The sequence below is a fragment of the Nonomuraea ferruginea genome, assembly GCF_039540635.1.
Classification (GTDB): domain Bacteria; phylum Actinomycetota; class Actinomycetes; order Streptosporangiales; family Streptosporangiaceae; genus Nonomuraea; species Nonomuraea ferruginea.
In genome coordinates this window covers 81177-99507 of record NZ_BAABFD010000025.1, presented here as the reverse complement: position 1 = coordinate 99507, position 18331 = coordinate 81177, and the positions used below count along the sequence as shown (strand labels likewise).

The following is an 18331-nucleotide window of genomic DNA, read 5'->3' as shown; positions in this document are numbered from 1 at the left end:
AGCTGTCAGTCCTTGTCGGCCGCGTAGTAGGCGATCGTCGCCTGGGTGACGGCTTCGTAGCTGGTCGCGTCGCGGAGGTGACCCGAGCGCTCCAGGCTGATCGCGCCCTGGGCGGCCGCCCACAGGGCGTCGGCGATCTTGCGTGGCTGGGTGGGGCCGAGGTAGCCGGCGGAGATGCAGTCGGAGATCACCCGGTCGAGGATGTTGAGCGCCGCCCTGGCGAGGGTCCTGGCACGCTCGCTGGGCTCGAAGCCGGGGATCGCCCGTTCGAACATGAGGCTGTAGTAGCCGGGCTCGGCCAGGCACGCCTGGCGGTAGGCGGGGACGAGCGCGTTCAGGTACTCGAAGGGGTCGCGGCGCTGCGGCACCCGCTCCAGCAGGCGGCGGAAGCGCTCGAATCCTTCGAGGTAGAGCGCCTCGGCCAGGCCTTCACGGTTGCCGAACATCGTGTAGACGACGGTGGTCGTGCAGGCGGCCTCGGTGGCGATCCGGCGGATCGTCAGGCTGTCGGGCCCGTCGGCCACCAGGACGTTGACCGCGACGTCGAGCAGCCTGGAACGGAGCTCGTCATGGTTGGCCCGCTCGCCCTGCAAGTAGGCGCCCTGAAGCCCAAGCGGCGCCGAGGAGGTCATGGGCCCACGCCTTTCTGCCGAGGGCCCGCCGCTCTGGGAGACCCGCATCGATGACTTAGCCATGGCGGAGATCGTTCAAACCGCTTCGCATGCTAAACATCCCGAATTAGGCCTACTTCTGTTACAAGCCGGGTATACAACCAGGTTGTACATGACGGCAGAAGCCCCCCGGCGGTCTTGTGCACCTTGGTGCAATTCCCCCGCGCGGGGCTTGGCATAACGTCGGAGGCATGGACGTGCGTACCTTCTGGCTCGCAGGCCGCCCCGCCACAGGCGACGCCGAGCTCACCGTGACCAATCCCGACGACGGTCGCGAGGTCGGCCGGGTCTCCGTGCCGACAGATGCCCAGGTGGAGGAGGCCGTCGCCGCCGCCAAGGCGGTCGCGCGCGAAGCGGCCGCGCTGCCGATCCACGTGCGCGCGGAGGCGCTCGCCCACGTCTCCCGGCGACTGGCCGAAAGGTCCGACGAGATCGCCCACCTGATCACGGCCGAGAACGGCAAGCCTATTTTCTGGGCGCGCGGCGAGGTGAGCCGCGCCGTCTCCACCTTCCGCTTCGCCGCCGAGGAGACCCGGCGCTGGTCGGGCGAGGTGCAGCGGCTCGACACCGAGCCCGCCGCCGCCGGCCGGATGGCCTACGTGTCCCGCGTCCCGTACGGTCCGGTGCTGGCGATCACGCCGTTCAACTTCCCGCTCAACCTGGTCGCGCACAAGGTCGCCCCGGCCATCGCCGTCGGCGCCCCCGTGGTGGTCAAGCCCGCCCCGGCCACGCCGCTGTCGTCGCTGGTGCTGGGCGAGATCCTGGCCGAGACCGAGCTGCCCGCGGGCATGTTCTCGGTGCTGCCGGTCGCCAACGAGCGGGCCTCCGGCCTGGTGCTGGACCCGAGGCTGCCGGTGGTGTCGTTCACCGGCTCCGCCCCCGTCGGCTACGCCATCGCCGACCAGGTGCCGCGCAAGCACGTCACGCTGGAGCTGGGCGGCAACGCCGCCGCCGTGGTGCTGGCCGACGCCGACCTCGACTGGGCGGCCCGGCGCGTCGCGCTGTTCTCCAACTACCAGGCAGGCCAGAGCTGCATCGCCGTGCAGCGGGTGATCGTCGAGCGGTCGGTGTACGACGACTTCGTGGCGCGGCTGCTCCCCGCCGTCGCCGGGCTCGTCGTCGGCGACCCGGCCGACGAGAAGACCCAGGTGGGGCCGCTGGTCTCCGAGGCCGCCGCGGAGCGGGTCGAGGAGTGGGTGCGCGAGGCCGTCGAGGGCGGCGCCCGCGTGCTGGCGGGCGGCACCCGCGTGGGCGCCACGTTCGCGCCCACGGTGCTCGCCGACGTCCCCGCCGACGCCAAGGTCTGCCGCGAGGAGGTGTTCGGCCCCGTCATGGTGCTGCAGCCGGTCGACTCGGTGGACGAGGCCTTCGCCGCGGTCAACGACTCCGCGTACGGGCTGCAGGCCGGGGTGTTCACCAGGTCGCTCGACACGGCGTTCCGGGCCAACCGCGAGCTCGAGGTCGGCGGCGTGATCATCGGCGACGTGCCGTCCTACCGGGCCGACCAGATGCCGTACGGCGGGGTGAAGGACTCCGGCGTCGGGCGCGAGGGCCTGCGCGCGGCCATGGAAGATCTCACGTACGAGAAGGTCATGGTGCTGACGGGGCTCAGCCTCTGAGAGACGGGCGCGGGCACGGCCTTCAGGCGCGCTCCGCGGTGTGGAAGAGCTTCCTGGCGGGCTCGCCCAGGATGGGGCCGTACATGGTGCGGCGGTCGTCGCTGTACTTGAAGCTGCTCACGGACGTGATCGTGCCCCTGCCGGTGGACGTGTCGAAGCGCGTCAGCCATGGGCCGCCGCTGGAGCCCGCCGTCATGTCGCAGCCGAGCCCCTGGTCGTGGGTGTCTCCGTAGGGGTCGTCACGCAGGCGGCCGGCGCAGTAGACCAGGTGCCGGCCGTCGTAGGGCGGGTCGGCCGGGTAGCCGAAGCCGATCGCGTGGCCGCCGCGCGGGGCGTTGAAGGCGATGTCCTGGACGCCCACCACGTCGGCGACGTGCCGGCCGCGTGAGGGGGCCAGCGCCACCATGCCCACGTCGTAGCTGTCGTCGGAGCCCCGCGACCAGGGCCCGGCCACGAACATGCGGCGCGCGGTCCACTGCCCGTACGGCTTGGCGCCGTTCGTGCCGTAACCGGGGACGAACGTCCAGTTCTTGGCCCAGGCGCCGGAGCCGTCCTTGACGCAGTGGCCGGCGGTGACCACGACGTCGCGGTTGCGGCTGCGCACGGTGCTGGCCGAGCAGACGAAGTCGACGCCGTTCATGGTGAGGAAGACGCGGCCGGTGGTCCTGGCCACCGCGCCCCCGACCGCCCAGCGGGAGCCGGAGGTCTGGGCCAGCGGGCGGGCCGACTGGTGGCGGGCCTCGGCCCGCGTGCCATGCCGGGGCGGGACCAGGCGGACGTCGCCGCCGGTGACCCCGGGGGCGACGCCGAGGCCGGTGCCGCCGGTGAGGCCGCTCAGCAGGCCGCCCTCGGTGACCAGACCGGGCAGGTCGATGGGCAGGGCGTTGTCCATGCGGTCGGGGGTCCAGTAGGAGAGCACGCGCAGGTGGTCGGCCGCGCCCCGGGCCGCGATGTGCTCGACGACGTCGGCGGGCGCCGGGGCCTCGGGCAGGCGGGTGGCCGCCGCGGGCGGCGGCGGGACGACGCTCGAGTGTCGCTCGGGAGTCGCCCCGACGAGGGCGGGGCCCAGCAGGCCCGCGACGAGGGGCGCCGCCGCGAGCAAGGGGGTGCTCAGGGTCATGCCCACCGAGTGTGCACCACGAGATGTGTCCTTGCGGCTACTTTCCGTGAAATTCCTCATGGCGGGTCGCGGGTTCTGTGCGCGGGCACGTGCGGTGTCGGGGGACAATGGACGGGTGCGCGCACCGACCCTCCGCTCCGTCACCGTCCTCGGATCCACCGGCTCCGTCGGCACCCAGGCCCTCGACGTGATCGCCGCCAACCCCGACCGGTTCAGGGTCGCCGGCCTCGCCGCCGGGGGCGGCAGGGCCGACCTGCTCGCCCGCCAGGCGGCCGAGTCCGGGGCCGAGGTCGTCGCCGTCGCCGATCCCGCCGCGGTGCCCGCGCTGCGTGAGGCGCTGGCCGCGCTCGGGGCGAGCCCCGAGGTGCTCGCCGGCGCCGACGGGGTCGCCGAGGTGGCCGGCCGGCCGTGCGACACCGTGCTCAACGCCATCACCGGCGCGCTCGGCCTGACCTCCACGCTGGTGGCCCTGGAGGCCGGGCGGATGCTCGCGCTGGCCAACAAGGAGTCCCTGATCGTCGGCGGGCCGCTGGTCAAGCGGCTGGCCAGGCCCGGTCAGCTCGTGCCGGTCGACTCCGAGCACTCGGCGCTGCAGCAGTGCCTGTGGGCGTCGGGGCCGCGGGGCCACGATCCTGGCGCGGTCAAGCGGCTGGTCGTCACCGCCAGCGGCGGCCCGTTCCGCGGCCGCACCCGCGCCGAGATGACCGGCGTGACGCCGGAGATGGCGCTGGCCCACCCCACGTGGTCCATGGGCCCGGTGATCACCATCAACTCGGCCACCCTGGTCAACAAGGGCCTGGAGGTGATCGAGGCCCACCTGCTGTTCGACCTCGGCTTCGACCGGATCGAGGTCGTGGTCCACCCGCAGTCGATCATCCACTCGATGGTCGAGTACATCGACGGCTCGACCATCGCCCAGGCGAGCCCGCCCGACATGCGGCTGCCCATCGCCCTGGCGCTCGGCCACCCCGAGCGGGTCCCCGCGGCCACCCCGCCGGTCGACTGGACCAGGGCCCACACCTGGACCTTCGAGCCGCTCGACGACGCCGCTTTCCCGGCGGTCGCGCTGGCCCGCCACGTCGGCTCGGCGGGGGGCACCGCCCCGGCCGTCTACAACGCGGCCAACGAGGTGTGCGTGGAGGCGTTCGTCAAGGGCGGGCTGCCGTTCCTCGGCATCGTCGACACGGTCGCCAAGGTCGTCGAAGAACATCAGGTCACCCCGGCCGGCTCCGTCGAGGAGGTGCTCGCCGCCGACGCGTGGGCCCGCGCCCGTGCGGCGGAGCTCACAGCCGGGCAGTCCCGCTAGCTCCCTAGACTGGGAAGCGTCGTCGACACACAAGGGTTGAAATGTCTCCTGTAGCACTCGGCATCCCCACGGTCCGTCCCAAGCCGCTCGCCGAACGCCGACACTCCCGCCAGATCATGGTCGGCGGCGTGCCCGTGGGCGGTGACGCGCCCGTCTCCGTGCAGTCGATGACCACCACCGTCACCGCCGACGTCAACGCCACCCTGCAGCAGATCGCCGAGCTCACCGCGTCCGGCTGCCAGATCGTCCGGGTGGCCGTGCCGTCCCAGGACGACGCGGAGGCGCTGCCGATCATCGCGAAGAAGTCGCAGATCCCGGTCATCGCCGACATCCACTTCCAGCCGAAGTACGTCTTCGCCGCCATCGAGGCGGGCTGCGCGGCGGTGCGCGTCAACCCGGGCAACATCAAGAAGTTCGACGACAAGGTGGGCGAGATCGCCAAGGCCGCCGCCGAGCACGGCGTGCCCATCCGCATCGGGGTCAACGCCGGGTCGCTCGATCCGCGGCTGCTGCAGAAGTACGGCAAGGCCACGCCCGAGGCGCTGGTCGAGTCGGCGCTATGGGAGTGCTCGCTCTTCGAGGAGCACGGCTTCCGCGACATCAAGATCTCGGTCAAGCACAACGACCCGGTCGTCATGATCAACGCCTACCGGCTGCTCGCGGCCCAGTGCGACTACCCGCTCCACCTCGGCGTCACCGAGGCGGGCCCGGCCTTCCAGGGCACCGTCAAGTCGGCGGTGGCGTTCGGCGCGCTGCTGGCCGAGGGGATCGGCGACACCATCCGGGTGTCGCTGTCGGCGCCTCCGGTGGAGGAGGTCAAGGTCGGCACCGCCATCCTGGAGTCGCTCGGGCTGCGCGAGCGAGGGCTGGAGATCGTGTCCTGCCCGTCGTGCGGGCGCGCCCAGGTCGACGTCTACACGCTGGCCGACCAGGTCCAGGCCGGGCTCGAAGGGCTCAAGGTGCCGCTGCGGGTGGCCGTGATGGGCTGCGTCGTCAACGGTCCAGGCGAGGCGCGTGAGGCCGACCTGGGGGTGGCCTCGGGCAACGGCAAGGGCCAGATCTTCGTCAAGGGCGAGGTCATCAAGACCGTGCCGGAGTCGCAGATCGTCGAGACCCTCATCGAGGAGGCCCTCCGCCTGGCCGAGGAGATGGGCGTGGCGGTCGACCTCGACGACGACGCCTCCGGGCCCGAGGTCGTCGTGCGCTGACCCGTGCCTCCCGCGACTCTCAGGGGTCCGGGAGGAGCTTGGTGAGGAGGACGCGGAGCTCGTGCTCGGCCTCGGGGCCCAGGAGAGACAGGATCTCCGCCTGCAGGTGTTCGGCGGCTTCGCGGACGGTGGTGAGGCGCTGCCTGCCGAGGGGGGTCAGTTCCAGCGCGTAGCGGCGGCGGTCGGCGGGGTCCTGACCGCGGGCGACCAGCCCGAGCCGCACCAGCTCGTCGACGATCTGCGCGGCGGCCGGCTCGGTGATGTCCAGGCGGCGGGCGAGCTGCTGCTGGGCGCACGGGGTCAGGGTCTCCAGGGCGGCCAGGCTGCCGAAGTGGCGGGTGCGCAGGCCGGAGCCGGCCAGGAGCGCGTCGCCCATGCGGCGCAGCCGGTAGTGCGCCTGCGCCACCAGGTAGGCGGTGGTCCGGAGCGGCTCGGGCTCGGGCAGCAGCAGGCTGAGCAGCTCGTTGAGCCGCTCGCGTTCGCCGGGGGTCAGTGACGCGGTGACGCGGGCGTCCCGCTCGGCGACCGCCTCGCGCATGGCGTCGCGTGCCTTGCGGCCCTCCTCGGTGATCGACAGCACGTAGGAGCGCCGGTTTGCGGGGTTGCGGGTACGGGTGACGTACCCGGCCTGCTGGAGCCTGTCGACCAGCCGTACCATGATCGTCCGGTTGATGCCGAGCCGCTCGGCCAGTTCGAGCTGGGAGTCGGCGTCCTGGTCGGCGAGGGTGTCGAGGACCACGAAGTCGCGCGAGCGCGGGTCGTCGCTCAGCGCCTCCGCGGTGAAGCGGGCGTAGACCCGGCGCAGCAGCCTCCCTGGAGACCTGCTCAGGGTTTCCGCGAGCGTCCTGTCCTGCATGCGGCACACCTCCGGCAAGGCAGCTTACCCATGGAGCTGATGGTTAAGCGCACAAATAGTTGGCATGTTGACGATTGGACATAGTGACGGTTAGCGTGGTTGACACCTGAACGAGGAGGCAGCCATGACCTACCGGCTGGACATGTCGATGATGCTCGCGATGCACGACGCGCTCCGGCGCGAGCTGGAGCGCGTCGCCCGCGTCGCCGCCAAGACCGGCGACGACCCGCGGCGGATCCTGCGGGCCGCCGTCGGATGGGAGCTGTTCAAGAAGTTCCTGCGGGTGCACCACACGTCCGAGGACGTCGCGCTCTGGCCCGCGATGCGCGACGCCGTGAGCGCCGACGGTCTGGCGCTGCTCGACGCGATGGAGGACGAGCACGCCGCCATCGACCCGCTGCTGGACGGCGTGGACGCCGCTCTCGCCGACCGCGAGAGCGGCGCCGAGCGGCTCGGCGGCCTGGTCGACGCCCTGGTGACCGGTCTGGGCGGGCATCTGCGGCACGAGGAGTCCGAAGGGCTCGCGCTCATCGACGCCACGCTCGGCGAGGAGCAGTGGAGCCGGTTCGGCCAGACCCACCGCGAGCGCATCGGGGGCGACGCCCCGACCTATCTGCCCTGGCTGCTCGACGACAAGGACCCCCGGGTGGTGGCGGCCATCCTCGACGGCATGCCCGCCGCCCTCCGGGAGGCGTACCGCGACGAGTGGCGCCCCGCCTACGACCGTCTGAACCTCTACTGACGAGGACCCCGCGCCGGAGACCAGGGCGGCATCACGGAATGGCAAGCAATTCTCCATACCGTCTGTCACCGAGTCGCTACGTACGGCAGTATTCCTCGCCTATGGAATGGGGGAGGAGCCGGATGAAGCGGTTCGTGACACTGGTGGGCGGCATGGTGGGCGGCGTGGCCATGCTGGGCGTGTGCGTGGCGCCGGCGAGCGTGGGCGCCGAGGCGAAGCCGGAGACCCCGCCGGCGCGGGTCACGTGGGGCGCCTGCCCGAAGAAGGGCGAGAAGAAGCTCACCACGTTGGCGGAGAGCCTCGGCACCCAGTGCGGCACCGTACGGGTGCCGCTCGACTACCGGGAGCCGTTGGGGCACGCCATCCGGTTGTCCGTCAACCGGATCAAGGCCAAGGAGCCCCGTGACGGCAACCATCTCGGCACCCTGGTGGTCAACCCGGGCGGCCCCGGCGCGTCCGGCCGCGACCTGGCCGTGTACGTGGCCGCGGCGCTGCCGCGCGAGCTGCGCGACCGCTACGACGTCGTCGGCTTCGACCCCCGCGGGGTGGGCGCCAGCCAGCCGGCGATGCGGTGCGTCGACCCCGAGGTCTACCACCGGCCGCCCCGCCCCGACTCGGTGCCGGTCGATCGCGCCGACGAGAACACCTTGCTCAGCCGGGCCGCCGACTACGCCAACCGGTGCGGCAGCGCCTGGTCGTGGCTGCTGCCGCACATGAACACGGAGAACGTCGCCAGGGACCTCGACCGGATCCGCGCCGCGCTCGGCGAGCAGCGCATCAGCTACCTCGGCTACTCCTACGGCACCTACATCGGCGCCGTCTACGCCACCCTGTTCCCGCAGCGGGTCAAGCGGCTGGTGCTGGACAGCGTGGTGGAGCCCGACGGCGAGTGGTACCGGAGCAACCTGACGCAGAACCGCGCCTTCGAGAAGCGTCACCGCGCGCTCATGGCCTGGACGGCCCGCCACAACCGGACCTACCAGCTCGGCCGCACCGCCAGGCAGACCAGGTTCGCCTGGTACGCGATGCGCTCCCGGCTGGCGGAGCAGCCGGCGGGCGGCGTGGTCGGCCCGAGCGAGCTGGACGACACCTTCACGATCGCCGGCTACAGCGAGAGGGTCTGGCCCGAGCTGATCGCCGCCTGGTCCGCCTACGTCCGCGAGGGCGACCCGAAGCCGCTCGTCGCCGCCTGGGAGAAGCACGGCAAGAACGACGCGGACGACGAGAACGGCTACGCCGTCTACCTCGCCGTCCAGTGCCGCGACTCGCGTTGGCCGCGCGACTGGAACACCTGGCGCCGCGACATGACCAGGCTGCACCAGGAGGCGCCGTTCCTCACCTGGCCGAACGCGTGGTTCAACGCGCCGTGCGCGTTCTGGCCGGTGCGCGGCGGGGAGCCGGTCAAGGTGCGCGGCTCGTGGCGGCTCCCGCCGATCCTCATGCTCCAGTCGCGCGACGACGCCGCCACCCCGTACGCGGGAGCGGTCACGATGCGCGGCAGGTTCCCGACCGCGCGCATGGTGGTCGAGACGGGCGGCGACCACGGCATCTCGTTCGCCGGCAACCGGTGCGTGGATCGCCACCTGGTGGCCTACCTGCAGGACGGCACCGTACCCGCCCAGGGGGCGCGGTGTGCGGCCAAGGCGGAGCCGCGACCGAAGGCCCGCATGAAGTCCCGCTCCTCTCTAGGTCACGAAAGGCTCACCGACGTGCTAGCCAGATGAGCTATTCCGTGGTCGTTCGCGTAGTCTGACCATGTGATGCTGCGTACATCGGCGTCGCGCGTCCTCGACGACAGCGACCGGGACGAGGTGCTCGCTCTGCTCGACACCGACCCGGTCGCGAACGTCTTCGTCGCGTCCCGGGTGCGGAGCGTGGGGCTCAACCCGGCCCGGCTCGGCGGGCAGATGTGGGGCTTCGGGCCGCGCGGCGCGCTCGTCTCCCTCTGCTACGCGGGCGCCAACCTGGTGCCGATCAACGCGGGCCCCGAAGCGGTGCACGCCTTCGCCGACCGCGCGCGCAAGCAGGGCCGCCGCTGCTCCTCGATCGTGGGTCCCGCCGACGCGGTGGGGCAGCTGTGGGAGCGGCTGGAGCCGCACTGGGGCCGGGCCCGCGCGATCCGCTGGGCGCAGCCGGTCATGGCGACCTCACGCAGGCCGCCGGTGCCCGCCGACCCGCTGGTGCGGCGGGTGCGGCCGGAGGAGTTCGAGATCCTGCTGCCGGCCTGCGTGGCGATGTTCACCGAGGAGGTGGGCGTCTCGCCCAACCTCGGCGACGGTGGCGCGCTCTACCGCACCCGGGTGTCCGAGCTGATCCGCATCGGCCGGTCGTACGCGCGGATCGAGGGCGGCCGGGTGGTGTTCAAGGCCGAGATCGGCGCGGTGACCCCGCACGCCTGCCAGATCCAGGGCGTGTGGGTCCATCCCGACCTGCGCGGGCAGGGCTACGCGGTGTCGGGCATGGCCGCGATCGTGGAGGCCGCGCTCGACTGCTTCGCGCCCGTGGTGACGCTGTACGTGAACGACTTCAACCACTCGGCCAGGGCGGTCTATCGCCGGGTGGGCTTCCACGAGGTCGACACGTTCATGTCCGTGCTCTTCTGATCCGGTCGGCGGTCTCCTCGGCGAGCTGGGCGAGGATCGACAGCTCGCCCGGCCGCTCGTCGAGCAGCTCGTCCAGGCTGATCCGCCACGTGATGATCTCCAGGGGCGTCGCTCCCGGCTCCTCCGCCAGCCTCAGGCGGGTCTCGGCCAGCTTGAGCTCGTACATGACGCCGAGGTAGTGGCCGACCGCCTCGCTGAGCCACCAGTAGACTTCCGTGGCGGCCGCGGGCACGAAGATCCGGGCAGCCTCCCAGGCGACCCGCCGGGGTTGCCGCACCGCCATGACAGGATTTTACGTCATTTACGTACGTTCGTCCCCTGCAGGAAGGGCCGGGCGGGGGTCAGATCCGGACGAGCTTGTCGAACAGGCGCGTCAGCTCGGCTTCCGGGTCGGCGGTGAGCCCGGCGTGGACCGGGCCGGTCTGCACGATCGTGCTGCGGGGCGCGGTCAGCCAGCGGAACCTGCCGCCCAGCGACTCGGCCGACAGCGGGCCCGCCTCGTCGCCGCAGGCCAGCGCGTAAGCGCTCAACGCCTCCTCGACCCGCGCCACGTCGGCCTCGGGGTCGAGGGCGCGCAGGCGGGACGCGTCCAGCTCGACCCGCGCGCACAGGTAGGCGCGCGGCTGGCAGTAGAGCAGCACGCCCGCGTTGATCAGCTCGCCGCGCTCCACCCGCGGCACCACTCTGATCGCGGCGTACTCGTAGACGTCCCTGCTCACCCGCGCCCACCTCGCCAGAACTCGCCGACCGACCCCGGGCCCGGCCGCTGCGCCTTCGGCGCCGCGCTGGTCAGCCACCCGCCGGGACCGTGCGCGCGCCGCAGCAGGTGATCGACGTACGCCTCGCGCACGGCTCCTGGTGAGGCGAAGCCCGGCTCGCCGTCGAGCCACTCGTCGGGCACCAGCGCCGTCACCTCCTGGAGCAGCTCACGGGTGATCGGCGCGGACAGGGCGGCGGCCGCCTCCTCGACGCTCTCGGCGCCCTCGACGAACGGGGCCAGCACGTGGTCGCCGGCGTCGAACGGGCGCTGCGGGTCGGCCGTCTTCCAGTTGTGGTGGAACCAGAGCGCCGCGCCGTGGTCGATCAGCCAGCTGTCGCCGTGCCAGAGCAGCAGGTTGGGGTTGCGCCAGGTGCGGTCGAGGTTGTGGATCAGACCGTCGAACCAGACCAGCCGGGCCGCGAAGGCCGGGTCGGGGGCCCAGGCGAGCGGCTCGAAGCCCAGTGCGCCCGGCAGGAAGTCGACCGCGAGGTTGCGGCCCGCGCTCGCCTTGAGCAGATCTTGCACCTCCTCGTCGGGCTCGCGGGCGCCGAGCTGCGGGTCGACGTCGATGATCTTCAGCTCGGGGGTGTGGAAACCGAGGCGGCGGGCCAGCTCGCCGGCGATGATCTCGGCGACCAGCACCCGGCGGCCCTGGCCGGCCTCCCGGAACTTGACCACGTAGGTGCCGAGGTCGTCGCCCTCGACCACGCCGGGCAACGACCCGCCCTCGCGCAGCGGCGTCACGTAACGCGTCGCCACAACCTGTTCCAGCACCCGCAAAACCTATCGCGCCGAGCAGCGCGGGCAAAATAACTGTTGCGACAGTAAATGTTCGAACAGCTATCATCGGCGCATGACCGAAGCCTCGATCGCTCTCGTGCTGGGTGGCGGCTCCCTGCTGGCCCTCGTCGGGCGGGAGCTCAACACCGAGACCGAACGCCTGCTCGCGCCGTACGGCCTGACCGTGCAGCAGGCCGCCCTGCTGGGGAACGCCGCCGCGGGCAACGCCACCCCCAGCGAGCTGAAGCACCACCTGGGCACCGACACCGCGGGCATGACCAGGCTGCTGGACCGGCTGCAGGCCAAAGGGCTGGTGCGGCGGGTCCCGCATCCCGGCGACCGCAGGTCCGTCGTCATCGAGCTCACCCCCGAGGGCCAGGCGCTGGTGCCGGAGCTGACGCCGATATTCGGCACGATCAGCCGGCGGGTGTTCGCCGGGTTCTCGGGGGAGGAGATGGCTCAGATGGCCGGCCTGCTCCGGCGGATGCTGGACAACCTCAAGACCGCAGAGCCCGGGAGCGCACCGCCGAGAGGATGAGGCGGCGGATGAGCCCGCTGCCCGGCCGGATGACGATCCAGTACGGGCGGAAGGCGCGCAACGCGTCGGGGCTGGTGGCGACCACCCGCGTCTCCGTCGTCAGCCGGACGCGGCCGCCTTCCTCCGCCAAAGAGAAGGCGAACGTGCCCTTGGCGAACCCGGGCCGGTCGAACGCCTCGAATGTCTCAAGCGAGCCGACCGGCACGTCCTCCGACCTGCCCAGCCGCCACCACTGGCCGATCAGGCCGAGCACCACCTCCCGGCCCGGGTCCACGACCAGCGGGGTGAAGCCGGGGCCGGGCTGCGGCGTGCGGCCGTGGACCAGGCGGGAGACCAGCGACCTGGCGGCGAAGAGGGGCTTGGCCAGGGGGACGTCGTCCGCGCTCATGCCGGTGAGCGCCTCCCACACGCGCTCCCGGGAGGCGTCGATCAGGATCGCGTGCCGTTCGGACATGTCGGGCCGGGGGATGAGCCGGGCGGCGCTGGTGACCACTGGAGCCTCCGTACGGTTGCGCATGGTTCGGACTATACGCCACCGTATGGAAGGCTGGCCGGGTGGGACGACTGAGTGCGGACGACTGGGCGGAGGCGGCCCTGGCCGCGCTGGCGGAAGGCGGCGTCGCCGCCGTCGCCGTGGAGCCGGTGGCCGCCCGGCTGGGCGTGTCCAAGGGCAGCTTCTACTGGCACTTCGCCAACCGGCGGGCGCTGCTGGAGGCCGCGCTGCGGCGCTGGGAGGCGCAGACCGAGCGGGTCATCGCCCGGCTGGAGGACGTCGCCGACCCTCTGGAGCGCATGCGCGTGCTGCTGGAGCGGGCGTTCGGCGAGGGGCGGGACGCCGCGATCGCGTTCCGGCTGATCAGCGAGGCCGACGACCCGCTGGTCGGTGAGGTGGCGCGCCAGGTGAGCGAGCGGCGCCTCGCCTACATGGAGGGCGTGCTGCGCGAGCTCGGGCTGCCCCGGCAGGAGGCGCGCCGGCGGGTGCTCGCCGCCTACGGCGGTTACCTCGGCGTCGCCGCCCTCGTGCGCATCGGGACGATCCGGGAGATGCCCGACGACCTGGCCGGTCTCGCCATGGCGGAACTCGGGCTGACCGGGAACGACCCGTCCGGGCCTCCATGATCCTGCAATAATGACGCCTTATGTCCGAGCTCCGAGCCGATGACCCGCGCCTGCTGGGCGCGTACCGGCTCTCGGCGCGGCTCGGTCAGGGCGGGCAGGGCGTCGTCTACCTCGGCCACACCGGCCAGGGCGCGCAGGTCGCGGTCAAGCTGCTGCACGCCAGCCTGTCGGCCGACCCGGCGGTGCGGCGCCGGTTCCTGGCCGAGGTCGAGGCGGTGCGCAGGGTGGCGCCCTTCTGCACCGCCCAGCTCCTCGACGCCGACCTCGAAGGCGACCGGCCCTACCTGGTGAGCGAGTACGTCGACGGCGTCTCGCTCCGCGAGCACATCGCCGAGCAGGGGCCGCGCACCGGCGGCTCGCTCCACCGGCTGGCCATCGGCACCGCCACCGCCCTGGGCGCCATCCACCGGGCCGGGGTCGTGCACCGCGACTTCAAGCCCGGGAACGTGCTGCTCAGCCTCGACGGGCCGCGGGTGATCGACTTCGGCGTCTCCCGGCTGATGGACGGCACCGCGACCACCGGCAAGATCCCCGTCGGCACGCCCTCGTACCTCGCCCCCGAGCGCATCAAGGGCGAGCCCGCGGGGCCGCCCGCCGACCTCTACGCGTGGGCGCTGACCGTCGCCTTCACCGCCACGGGCCGCCACGCGTTCACGGCGGCGACGGTCCAGGAGGTCATGGCGCGCATCCTGTACGGGAAGCCGGCCCTGGGCACGCTGTCCGGGCCGCTCAGGGCGATCGTCGACGCCTGCCTGGCGCCCGAGCCGGGCGACCGGCCGGACGCGGAGGAGGTGCTGCGGCGCCTGCTCGGCCAGGACGCCACCGGCGACGTGCTGACCTCGGGCGCCATGGCCGCGCTCGGGGCCGCGTCCGGTCCCGTGCCGCCCGGTGGCACGCGGCCCGTTCCATCAGATGACGCGGGCACCGACGGGCCGGCCACCGTGGCGTGGCGGGTGCCTCTGACCGGCCGGCACGAGCTCACCGGGAGCCGGGCGCTCGCGCGGCTCGTCGACACCGCCGCGCCCGTTCGGCAGGCTCGGCCGGTCAAGCGGCGATTAGCGAAGTGGCCCGTCGTCGCCGCGGCCCTGCTGGCGGCGTGCGCGGTGGCCGCGTTCGTGCTCTGGCCGCAGGGTGAGGGCCGGGCGGGGCGCTGGACCGGTTCGGCGACGCATCCCAGCGCCGGGCGGGTGTTCCCCGTCGACATCCGGCTCGATGACGGCGGGGAGTCCAGCATGCGGTGGGGCGCCGATCTGCACTGCTCCGGCATCCTGCGGCCCGTCGGCGACCTCGTGTACGAGCTGCTGCACGTCGCCGGCACCGCGTGCCATCCGGGAACGCTCCGGATGCGGCCGATCGGCGACAGTGGCCAGATGGTCATCACGGTCACCCGCCAGGGTGAGGAAGAAGTGACGTATTCGGGCAAGGTCGCCCGGTCGTCCTGACCTCGAACGGTCACGGTCAGGTGGCGATGGCCCGGCCGCCGTTGACTCTCCGCCACCGGCTGCTTCAGTGGGAAGGGTAGGTGGGGTGGCGGCGAGGGGAGGCGCCCCGTGCCAACGGCGCAGCCGCTCAGGACGGGGGATCCACGGACACTCGGGCCCTACGAGCTGTCCGGGCGTCTGGGCGAGGGCGGCCAGGGTGTGGTGTTCCTCGGGACCCTCGCCGGAGAGAGCTACGCGGTCAAGCTGCTCCACGGGCCGGTGGGCGACGGGCGCGGGGCGTTCCTGCGGGAGGTGGAGCTGGCCAAGCACGTGGCCAGGTTCTGCACCGCGCAGGTGGTGGACGCCGGGTTCGACGAGGGCAGGCCGTACATCGTCAGCGAGTACGTCGACGGGCCCTCGCTGGCCCGCGAGGTCATGCTCACCGGGCCGCGGCGCGGCGGCGGGCTGGAGCGGCTCGCCGTCGGCACCGTCACGGCCATCGCGGCGATCCACCGCGCGGGCATCGTGCACCGCGACTTCAAGCCGCAGAACGTGCTCCTCGGGCCCGACGGGCCGCGGGTCATCGACTTCGGCCTGGCCAGGGCGCTCGACGCGGCCGCCACGCTGTCCAACAGGAGCGTCGGCACTCCCGCGTACATGGCTCCCGAGCAGATCACCGCGAGCGCGGTCACCGGGGCGGTGGACGTGTTCTCGTGGGGCGCCACCATCTGCTTCGCCGCCAACGGGACGGCGCCGTTCGGGCAGGACTCGGTGGCGCCGGTGCTGCACCGCATCCTCACCGCGCCGCCCGACCTGGGGAGCCTGGAAGGGCCGCTCAGAGCGCTGGTGGAGGCGTGCCTCGACAAGGACGCCAGGAACCGGCCGACCAGCCGGGACTTGTTGCTGGAACTGCTGGGTACGTCGGAAGGCGTGCCGGCGGAGGTGCTGCGCTCGCCTCCGCCGCACATCCTCCGTGCCGTCCCCCCGCCCCGCCCGCCGGTCGCCGACTCCCGCCCGGTCCCTCTCGCGGAACCGGAGACCACGGGCACCCCGGACGACTACCACCTGCCGGAACCACCCGCTCCCTCGTCCAGCCGACCAGGTGACGGCGGGTCGGGTGCCCCGGCTTCGGCAGGAGGGAGCCGAGACGACGCATCGCCTCCGGCTGCGGACGGCGCCGGGGCAGGTGGTTCTGGGCGGGAGGCGAGGCCGAGGCTGGGCGGGGCCGCCTATCGCGGGTCACCCGCCGGGTATCCCGTCGAACGAGTGCCACGCGAGCCCGCCCCGCCCGAGCGGGTGGGAACGGCTCCGCCTGGCCTCCCGTACTCGGCCGACTCGTCGGGGCGCGAGGCTGGTCCGCGGGTGGGGACGGGCGGGCCGTCGGGGCGCGAGGGTGGTCTGCGGGCGGGGACGGCTCCGCCCGGGCCGTATTCGAACGAGTCGTCGGGGCGCGAGGTCGGTTCGTGGGTGGGGACGGCTCGCCCTGGGCCGTACTCGGCGGAGTCGTCGGGGCGCGAGGCTGCGCCGCGCGTGGGGACGGGCGGGCCGTACACGGCCGGGCCGCCGGGGCGTGAGGGTGGTTCGCGGGTGGGGACGGGCGGGCCCGGGTCGCCGCGGTGGGCGCTGGGGAAGGCGGGGCTGGCGGTGGTCGGGGCGCTGCTGGTGACCGCCGCTGTGCTGGTGAGCCTGTTCGTGCCGCTGTTCAGGGAGGACGGCATGCGGGTACGGGCCGGTACGCCGACTTCCGGACCCACCGCCGAGCCGTCCGGACAGGCGGCCGACGACCAGCCCGCCAAGGAGCGGCCGCCGACGGAGGAACGCCCGCAGGACGACCGGACCCCGGCGTCGAAGGAGCCGCCCGTCCGGAAACCGGTGGAGATCGCCGTGCCCGCCCTGGCCGGGCTCTCCCGGGCCGCCGCCGTCAGGGCGCTCGAACGCGCCGGGCTCGCCGCCGGCGACATCACCAAGGCCGACTCACCGCGGAAGATCGGCCAGGTGCTCGCCTCCCGACCGGCCGTCGGCACTTACGTCTCCAAGGGCTCGGCCGTCGCGCTGGAGGTGTCGGCGGGGGTGAAGGTGCCCGCGGTCACCGGCGAGCGGCGCGAGGCGGCCGAGGCGGCGCTCACCGGCGCGGGCCTGAAGGTGGGCAAGGTCTCCGCCTCCTGCGCCGCGAAACCGGACGGTCAGGTCCTGTCCACGGCCCCGGAGGCGGGCGCCAGGGTCTCGGGCGGCACCCCGGTCGCGCTGGTCGTGGCCCGCCGCGGCGCCCCCGTGCCCCCGGTGGCCGGTCAGTCGCGTGACGGCGCGCTCGCGGCCCTCCGCGCCGCCGGCCTCGTCCCGGTGGTACGCACGCAGGTGGTCGAGGACGAGTCCCAGTGGAACGTCGCCATCGCCCAGGACCCCGCCCCTGGCACCTGCGCCGAACCCGGCGCCCGCGTCTCGATCATGGTCGGCGCCCGGCCTCCCGACGGCCCCGACCCCACCGAGCCCACTCCCACCCCCACCCCGGAACCTTCGACCGAGCCCTGACAGGGCCTCTCCTCGCCGGGGCCGGGTCAGCGGGGGTCGGCGAGCATGGCGTCGACCATGGCCAGCAGTTTGTCGCGGTTGCCGTCGCCGAGACTGCCTCCCACCATCGCCACCGCCTCCGCCAGCGGGTCCCGCCGGGGAAGCGCCGCCATGGCCTCGCCGAGTTCGGCGACCGTCCAGGGCGCGCCGTCCTTGGTCACGCTCTCGCCGGCGCTCCACCCGTTCAGGACTGTCACCGACGTCCCCCGTACCGCCAGCACCTGCCCGTTGACCGGGCACCCCGGCGTGGCCAGGTAGGCCGCGACGTGAGCCGTCAGCGCGGGGTCGAGCGGGTCGAACGCGCCGTCCGGCGGGCCGGACATTTCGGGTACGTCCGGCGGGCCGGACATCCCGGGGACGCCCTCGGTGAGCCGGGTACGGGCCATGGACGGGGACACGGCGTTGACCCGCACCCCGTACCGGGCGAGCTCCACGGCGTGGGCGGTGGTCAGGGCCGCGATGCCGGCCTTGGCCGCGGCGTAGTTGCCCTGCGTGATCCCGGGCAGCAGCAGCCCCGACGCGGACACGGTGTTGACCACCGCGCGGTCGCGGGTGTCCCCCTGGTCGCGCCAGTGACGGGCGGCCCACCTGGTGACCGCGAACGTCCCCTTGAGGTGCACCGCCAGCACGGCGTCGAACTCGTCCTCCGTCATGTTCACGAGCGCCCGCCTGCGGTGGATGGCGGCGTTGTTGACCACCACGTCCAGATCGCCGAACGTCTCCACCGCGGTCTGGACCATCCGCCTGGCCCCGTCCCAGTCGGTGACGTCGTCGGTGCTGGCCACGGCCTGGCCTCCGGCGTCCCTGATCTCGGCGGCCACAGCCCTGGCCACGCCCGCGTCGCCGCCGGTGCCCTCCGGCGTCACGCCCGGGTCGTTGACCACGACCTTCGCTCCCTCGGAGGCGAAGAAGAGCGCCTCCTGCCTGCCGATCCCGCGTCCCGCGCCGGTGATGAGCGCGACCCGTCCGTCCAGGGTGCCCATGACAGCTCCTTTCGCTGCACTCATGCATTAATACACT

At 73.1% G+C, this 18331-nt stretch carries 18 protein-coding genes; 10 read left to right on the top strand and 8 right to left on the bottom strand.

Annotation, left to right across the window (positions count from 1 at the left end):
* Positions 1–5: 5 nt before the first annotated feature.
* The gene (locus ABD999_RS37260; protein WP_148033704.1) at positions 6–632 is read right to left on the bottom strand and encodes a TetR/AcrR family transcriptional regulator; all 627 of its coding nucleotides are present in this window, start codon (positions 630–632) and stop codon (positions 6–8) included.
* Positions 633–862: 230 nt separating this feature from the next.
* Between ABD999_RS37260 and ABD999_RS37255 the strand changes: the two genes are divergently transcribed.
* The gene (locus ABD999_RS37255) at positions 863–2290 is read left to right on the top strand and encodes an aldehyde dehydrogenase family protein (protein ID WP_271276043.1); all 1428 of its coding nucleotides are present in this window, start codon (positions 863–865) and stop codon (positions 2288–2290) included.
* Between the two features lie 22 nt (positions 2291–2312).
* On the opposite strand, the gene ABD999_RS37250 is transcribed toward ABD999_RS37255, so the two are convergent.
* Positions 2313–3410 carry a trypsin-like serine peptidase gene (locus ABD999_RS37250; RefSeq protein WP_271276042.1) on the bottom strand — a complete coding sequence of 366 codons (1098 nt, stop codon included), beginning with the start codon at positions 3408–3410 and terminating at the stop codon, positions 2313–2315.
* A gap of 115 nt (positions 3411–3525) precedes the next feature.
* Here ABD999_RS37250 and dxr point away from each other — a divergent pair, with 115 nt between their 5' ends.
* Positions 3526–4716 (top strand): 1-deoxy-D-xylulose-5-phosphate reductoisomerase, encoded by a 1191-nt coding sequence (gene dxr / locus ABD999_RS37245; protein WP_271276041.1) that lies wholly within the window; start codon positions 3526–3528, stop codon positions 4714–4716.
* 41 nt (positions 4717–4757) lie between these two features.
* Positions 4758–5924, top strand: coding sequence for a flavodoxin-dependent (E)-4-hydroxy-3-methylbut-2-enyl-diphosphate synthase (ispG, locus tag ABD999_RS37240; protein ID WP_219550183.1), 1167 nt, complete (start codon positions 4758–4760; stop codon positions 5922–5924).
* Between the two features lie 19 nt (positions 5925–5943).
* On the opposite strand, the gene ABD999_RS37235 is transcribed toward ispG, so the two are convergent.
* On the bottom strand, positions 5944–6780 hold the full coding sequence (locus tag ABD999_RS37235; RefSeq protein WP_148033699.1) for a MarR family winged helix-turn-helix transcriptional regulator: 837 nt from the start codon (positions 6778–6780) through the stop codon (positions 5944–5946).
* 124 nt (positions 6781–6904) lie between these two features.
* On the opposite strand from ABD999_RS37235, the gene ABD999_RS37230 reads away from it, so the two are divergent.
* From ABD999_RS37230 to ABD999_RS37220, 3 genes are all read left to right on the top strand, one after another.
* Entirely contained in the window at positions 6905–7522 is a 618-nt protein-coding gene (locus tag ABD999_RS37230) for a hemerythrin domain-containing protein (protein ID WP_271276040.1), read from the top strand.
* Positions 7523–7644: 122 nt separating this feature from the next.
* Positions 7645–9246 (top strand): alpha/beta hydrolase, encoded by a 1602-nt coding sequence (locus tag ABD999_RS37225; RefSeq protein WP_271276039.1) that lies wholly within the window; start codon positions 7645–7647, stop codon positions 9244–9246.
* 36 nt (positions 9247–9282) lie between these two features.
* Positions 9283–10125, top strand: a complete 843-nt coding sequence (locus ABD999_RS37220; RefSeq protein ID WP_271276060.1) for a GNAT family N-acetyltransferase — start codon at positions 9283–9285, stop codon at positions 10123–10125.
* Here the strand turns inward: ABD999_RS37220 and ABD999_RS37215 are convergent.
* The 3 genes from ABD999_RS37215 to ABD999_RS37205 are packed head-to-tail and all read right to left on the bottom strand — an operon-like array spanning position 10106 to position 11659.
* Entirely contained in the window at positions 10106–10408 is a 303-nt protein-coding gene (locus ABD999_RS37215; RefSeq protein ID WP_271276038.1) for a hypothetical protein, read from the bottom strand. The genes ABD999_RS37220 and ABD999_RS37215 overlap by 20 nt on opposite strands.
* 58 nt (positions 10409–10466) lie before the next feature.
* Positions 10467–10844: a DUF3037 domain-containing protein gene (locus tag ABD999_RS37210; RefSeq protein WP_271276037.1), complete on the bottom strand. Its 378-nt coding sequence runs from the start codon at positions 10842–10844 to the stop codon at positions 10467–10469.
* Positions 10841–11659, bottom strand: a complete 819-nt coding sequence (locus ABD999_RS37205) for a HipA family kinase (RefSeq protein WP_271276036.1) — start codon at positions 11657–11659, stop codon at positions 10841–10843. The genes ABD999_RS37210 and ABD999_RS37205 overlap by 4 nt, the downstream gene beginning before the upstream one ends.
* A gap of 79 nt (positions 11660–11738) precedes the next feature.
* Between ABD999_RS37205 and ABD999_RS37200 the strand changes: the two genes are divergently transcribed.
* Complete coding sequence (locus tag ABD999_RS37200) at positions 11739–12203, top strand: MarR family winged helix-turn-helix transcriptional regulator (protein ID WP_271276035.1); 465 nt, start codon at positions 11739–11741, stop codon at positions 12201–12203.
* On the opposite strand, the gene ABD999_RS37195 is transcribed toward ABD999_RS37200, so the two are convergent.
* Complete coding sequence (locus ABD999_RS37195) at positions 12163–12720, bottom strand: hypothetical protein (RefSeq protein WP_271276034.1); 558 nt, start codon at positions 12718–12720, stop codon at positions 12163–12165. The genes ABD999_RS37200 and ABD999_RS37195 overlap by 41 nt on opposite strands.
* Before the next feature lie 38 nt (positions 12721–12758).
* On the opposite strand from ABD999_RS37195, the gene ABD999_RS37190 reads away from it, so the two are divergent.
* The 3 genes from ABD999_RS37190 (at position 12759) to ABD999_RS37180 (ending at position 17272) form a co-directional block, all read left to right on the top strand.
* Positions 12759–13322: a TetR/AcrR family transcriptional regulator gene (locus ABD999_RS37190; RefSeq protein ID WP_271276033.1), complete on the top strand. Its 564-nt coding sequence runs from the start codon at positions 12759–12761 to the stop codon at positions 13320–13322.
* 20 nt (positions 13323–13342) lie between these two features.
* Entirely contained in the window at positions 13343–14764 is a 1422-nt protein-coding gene (locus ABD999_RS37185) for a serine/threonine-protein kinase (protein ID WP_271276032.1), read from the top strand.
* Positions 14765–14872: 108 nt separating this feature from the next.
* Positions 14873–17272 (top strand): serine/threonine-protein kinase, encoded by a 2400-nt coding sequence (locus tag ABD999_RS37180; protein ID WP_271276031.1) that lies wholly within the window; start codon positions 14873–14875, stop codon positions 17270–17272.
* Between the two features lie 26 nt (positions 17273–17298).
* On the opposite strand, the gene ABD999_RS37175 is transcribed toward ABD999_RS37180, so the two are convergent.
* Positions 17299–18294 carry an SDR family NAD(P)-dependent oxidoreductase gene (locus tag ABD999_RS37175; protein ID WP_271276030.1) on the bottom strand — a complete coding sequence of 332 codons (996 nt, stop codon included), beginning with the start codon at positions 18292–18294 and terminating at the stop codon, positions 17299–17301.
* Positions 18295–18331: the final 37 nt, after the last annotated feature.

Coding starts and splice junctions, on each gene's coding strand:
- ABD999_RS37230 (WP_271276040.1), top strand. CDS start 6,905: ATGACCTACCGGCTGGACATGTCGATGATGCTCGCGATGCACGACGCG.
- ABD999_RS37225 (WP_271276039.1), top strand. CDS start 7,645: ATGAAGCGGTTCGTGACACTGGTGGGCGGCATGGTGGGCGGCGTGGCC.
- ispG (WP_219550183.1), top strand. CDS start 4,758: ATGTCTCCTGTAGCACTCGGCATCCCCACGGTCCGTCCCAAGCCGCTC.
- ABD999_RS37235 (WP_148033699.1), bottom strand. CDS start 6,780: ATGCAGGACAGGACGCTCGCGGAAACCCTGAGCAGGTCTCCAGGGAGG.
- ABD999_RS37260 (WP_148033704.1), bottom strand. CDS start 632: ATGACCTCCTCGGCGCCGCTTGGGCTTCAGGGCGCCTACTTGCAGGGC.
- ABD999_RS37215 (WP_271276038.1), bottom strand. CDS start 10,408: ATGGCGGTGCGGCAACCCCGGCGGGTCGCCTGGGAGGCTGCCCGGATC.
- ABD999_RS37195 (WP_271276034.1), bottom strand. CDS start 12,720: ATGCGCAACCGTACGGAGGCTCCAGTGGTCACCAGCGCCGCCCGGCTC.
- ABD999_RS37185 (WP_271276032.1), top strand. CDS start 13,343: ATGTCCGAGCTCCGAGCCGATGACCCGCGCCTGCTGGGCGCGTACCGG.
- ABD999_RS37175 (WP_271276030.1), bottom strand. CDS start 18,294: ATGGGCACCCTGGACGGACGGGTCGCGCTCATCACCGGCGCGGGACGC.
- ABD999_RS37250 (WP_271276042.1), bottom strand. CDS start 3,410: ATGACCCTGAGCACCCCCTTGCTCGCGGCGGCGCCCCTCGTCGCGGGC.
- ABD999_RS37255 (WP_271276043.1), top strand. CDS start 863: ATGGACGTGCGTACCTTCTGGCTCGCAGGCCGCCCCGCCACAGGCGAC.
- ABD999_RS37200 (WP_271276035.1), top strand. CDS start 11,739: ATGACCGAAGCCTCGATCGCTCTCGTGCTGGGTGGCGGCTCCCTGCTG.
- ABD999_RS37220 (WP_271276060.1), top strand. CDS start 9,283: ATGCTGCGTACATCGGCGTCGCGCGTCCTCGACGACAGCGACCGGGAC.